General features: G+C 67.9%; 2 protein-coding genes and 4 pseudogenes. 3 read left to right on the top strand and 3 right to left on the bottom strand.

Annotation, left to right across the window (positions count from 1 at the left end):
• Window positions 1-125: pseudogene (locus ACWCQK_RS42140) on the top strand (ABC transporter); the annotation flags it as partial.
• Window positions 122-910 (top strand): ABC transporter permease, encoded by a 789-nt coding sequence (locus ACWCQK_RS42135; protein WP_451164538.1) that lies wholly within the window; start codon window positions 122-124, stop codon window positions 908-910. The pseudogene ACWCQK_RS42140 and the gene ACWCQK_RS42135, both read left to right, overlap by 4 nt.
• Before the next feature lie 209 nt (window positions 911-1,119).
• Here the strand turns inward: ACWCQK_RS42135 and ACWCQK_RS42130 are convergent.
• Both ACWCQK_RS42130 and ACWCQK_RS42125 read right to left on the bottom strand, forming a co-directional pair.
• Window positions 1,120-1,605 (bottom strand): annotated as a pseudogene (locus ACWCQK_RS42130) (methylmalonyl-CoA mutase family protein); the annotation flags it as partial.
• Window positions 1,606-1,640: 35 nt separating this feature from the next.
• Entirely contained in the window at window positions 1,641-2,924 is a 1,284-nt protein-coding gene (locus ACWCQK_RS42125; protein ID WP_451164536.1) for an RNA-guided endonuclease InsQ/TnpB family protein, read from the bottom strand.
• 19 nt (window positions 2,925-2,943) lie between these two features.
• Here ACWCQK_RS42125 and tnpA point away from each other — a divergent pair.
• Window positions 2,944-3,372 (top strand): annotated as a pseudogene (tnpA, locus tag ACWCQK_RS42120) (IS200/IS605 family transposase).
• A 100-nt stretch (window positions 3,373-3,472) separates the two neighbouring features.
• Here tnpA and ACWCQK_RS42115 read toward each other — a convergent pair.
• A pseudogene (locus tag ACWCQK_RS42115) lies at window positions 3,473-3,654 on the bottom strand (methylmalonyl-CoA mutase family protein); the annotation flags it as partial.

Below are 3,654 nucleotides of genomic sequence, written 5' to 3'. Positions count from 1 at the left end.
ACGAACTCACCGTCCACACCCCCGACCTCGACGACGTCTTCTTCGCCCTCACCGACACCACCGGCATCCCCACCCAGCCCGCCCCGTCGCAGCAGCCCAGCCCGTCCAAGGAGACCGTCCGATGAGTTCCCTCGCCCTCGCCGTGCGCGACTCCTCCACCATGCTGCGCCGCAACCTGCTGCACGCCCGCCGCTACCCCTCGTTGACCCTCAACCTGCTGCTCACACCGGTCATGCTGCTCCTGCTGTTCGTCTACATCTTCGGCAACGTGATGGGCGCCGGCCTCAGCGGTGGCGGCGGCCGCTCCGCCTACATCGCCTACATCGTCCCCGGCATCCTGCTCATGACCATCGGCTCCACCGTCATCGGCGCCGCCGTCTCCGTCGCCACCGACATGAACGAGGGCATCATCGCCCGCTTCCGCACCATGGCCATCCACCGCGGATCCGTCCTCATCGGACACGTCATCGGCAGCGTCATCCAGTCCATCGCCAGCGTCGTCCTCGTCGGCGCCGTCGCCGTCGCCGTCGGCTTCCGCTCCACCGACGCCGGCGTCCTGGAATGGCTCGCCGCCCTCGGCCTGCTCGCCCTGTTCGCCCTCGCCCTCACCTGGATCGCCGTCGGCATGGGCATGGCCAGCCCCAACGCCGAAGCCGCCAGCAACAGCGCCATGCCCCTGATCCTGCTGCCCCTCATCTCCAGCGCCTTCACCCCCATCGACGGCATGCCCGGCTGGTTCCAGCCCATCGCCGAATACCAGCCCTTCACCCCCGCCATCGAAACCCTGCGCGGACTCCTCCTCGGCACCGACATCGGCAACAACGGATGGATCGCCGTCGCCTGGTGCCTCGGGCTGGCGGCGCTCGGCTACCGCTGGTCGACGGCATCGTTCAGGCGCGACCCCAAGTAGGGCCACCGTGAACGCGCGGACCGCCACCCGGCACCCGCCCCGCCCACAGCGCCCACCCGAAGGCGGCGTACTCCGGCACCGCGCCGGAGTACGCCGCCTCGCTCATGGGGCAGCACATCGCGGCACGTCAGTGCAGCGCGCCCGGCCCACGGCCCGGAACCCGCACGCTCGCCCCGTCCGCCACGCCCGCGGTCGCGGTGGGCGGCGGCGGCGGTCAGTTGCACCCCGGCGGTCTGGGTGTGGAAGCGCAGCATCAGCGACCTGGGGTTGTCCGCGCCGAACTCGTCCCGCATGATCCGGGCCCAGATCCTGCGGGCGGCGCGGAACTTGGCGACCTCTTCGAGGATGGTCGTACGGGCCACGAAGAAGAAGGACAGGCGCGGTGCGAAGTCGTCGACGTCCATGCCGGCGGCCACCGCGGTGCGTACGTACTCGATCCCGTTCGCCAGGGTGAAGGCGATCTCCTGCGCGGGCGAGGCACCGGCCTCGGCCATGTGGTAGCCGGAGATCGAGATGGTGTTCCATTTCGGGATCTCGGCCCGGCAGTAGCGGAAGATGTCCGCGGTCAGCCGCAGGGATGGCTTCGGCGGGAAGATGTACGTGCCGCGCGCGATGTACTCCTTCAGGACGTCGTTCTGGATCGTGGCCCTCAGCCGGCCGGCCGCCACTCCCTGTTCCTCGGCGACCAGTTGTTGAAGTGCTCTCCCGGCTGAAGCCGGGAGATTCCTGCTTACCTTGCGGCAGCGGGCTTGACGCGCTTGGCGCGCCTGGCGACTGCCCTCCCGGCAGCCGGGATGAGCGCGTGGCCCATCCGGTACAGGTGCAAGACGTTGCGGGCTGCATTGTGATCGGCGTTGCCCGACCAACCGCAGTCCGGGTTCTTGCACACGAACACGGCCTGGGACTCCCGGCTGCCGGGCGTGGTAAATCCGCAAGCCGAGCAGCGCCTGGAGGTGCCGGGGGCGGGGACCTTGTGCAGGGCGCCGCCGAGCCGGGCGGTCTTGTACGTCAGCATGGTGACCGTCCGGCCCCACGCCTCCCCGCTGATGGAGCGGTTCAGCCCAGCCTTCTGGGCAACGATCTTCCCCGGCTCCTCGATTGTTCCCCTGGCTGACTTGACCATGTTCGTGATGCTGAGTGCTTCGACCACGACGGTGCCGTACGTGCGGGCGATGACGGTGGTCGTCTGGTGTTGCCAGTCCACGGCCCGGCGCTTGGCTTTCGCGCGCAGTCCTGCGATCCGGTCATAGGTGCGGTGCAGCCGGCGGCTGGTGCGCTCGCCGGGCTTGCGGTGCTGCTTACGCTGCGCGGCACGCTGCTCCACGTACAGGAGCCTTGCCTTCTCCTTACCGCTCAGCCATTCGCCGTGCTCGTACGTTTCACCGTCCGAGAGGGCTATGGGGACGGTGACACCCACATCGATGCCGACGTCCGGCCCCTGGTGGGGATCGGGCTTGGCCTCCGTGGTCTGAACACGGAAGGCGATGTGCCAGCCGAGCACGTCCTTGATCAGCCGTGCCCCGGTGATCCTGTTCTCCGCGCCCGCGCGCTTGCCGACCGGAAGGTCTTTGGTCCACCGGAAGCGGACCCGGCCCACCTTGGGAATGTTGACCATCCCCCAGCGGCGGTGCACGCGGGTGATGTTCAGGTCCCGGCCCTGCGGGATGTCCACGGACATCACCGTGCGCAAGCGGCCCTTGAAGTTCGGGGCGTCGGCGCGGCTCTCCCAGCAGTTCTTCCACGCCCGGAAGTACGTCTTGAGCACTGCCTGCGCGGCCTGGGCGGGGAGGACGGCCAGGAAGTCGATGTCCTGGCGGGCCTGTCGGATCGCGGCGTCCGCGTTCGCGAGTGTCCGCTTCTCCTTCGGCATCATCTGCCACCACGCGTGCAGCAGGTTCCACATCGTGCGGGCCACGTGCGCCTGGTCGTCTGTCCTCACCATCTCGGCAGGCGACAGCGCGAGCCGGGCCCTGTGCCCGAACTTCCGCTTGACCAGGGTGTTGTGACTCACCATCGAAATCCTACCTTTGATGATGTCACCCCGCTGAAACCCTCATCCCGATGTCAGAAGCGGTCGCCATGTTGTCTGCAACCTGCACGTTCACTTGGTTTTCGTCACGCAGTACCGGCGGAACGCGTTCACCGACGCCATGCTCACCCGTACAGAAGAGATCATGCGGGAGGTCTGCGCCGACTTTGAGGCCGAGCTGAAGCAGTTCAACGGCGAACAGGACCACGTCCACCTACTCGTGCACTACCCGCCCAAGATCCAACTCTCCAAGCTGGCCAACTCCCTCAAGGGCGTCAGCTCCCGCAGACTCCGCCAGGAGTACGACAGCCACGTCCGCCCGTACTTGTGGGGTGGACACTTCTGGTCCGGCTCCTACTTCGCAGGATCATGCGGCGGGGCACCCCTGACCATCGTCAGGCAGTACATCGAAAACCAGCAGCGCCCCCTCTGACCGCCACCCCGGACGCAGAGCACTCCGGCGCTTCGCGCCTCCGGGCCAAGGATGGCCTACACCCCCGCCCTGAAGGGCGGAGCACTGGCCAAGATCAGAGGTAGAGCAGGAGCAGCACCGCGGCGGGGGCGTTGATGGTCATCAAGGTGGAGACCTGGTTCAGCGGGATCCCGGCGAACAGCACTCGCATGTCGTCGATCGAGTCGATGGCCACGCCCACCTTGCCGACCTCGCCGTGCGCGATCGGCGCGTCGGAGTCGTGGCCCATCTGGGTCGGCAGGT

Source organism: Streptomyces sp. NPDC002306 (genome assembly GCF_053593435.1).
This window is presented reverse-complemented; position numbering and strand designations above follow the sequence as displayed.

What these genes read in the sequence shown, in the direction of transcription:
- ACWCQK_RS42135 (WP_451164538.1), top strand. Translation starts at nt 122, where the DNA reads ATGAGTTCCCTCGCCCTCGCCGTGCGCGACTCCTCCACCATGCTGCGC.
- ACWCQK_RS42125 (WP_451164536.1), bottom strand. Translation starts at nt 2,924, where the DNA reads ATGGTGAGTCACAACACCCTGGTCAAGCGGAAGTTCGGGCACAGGGCC.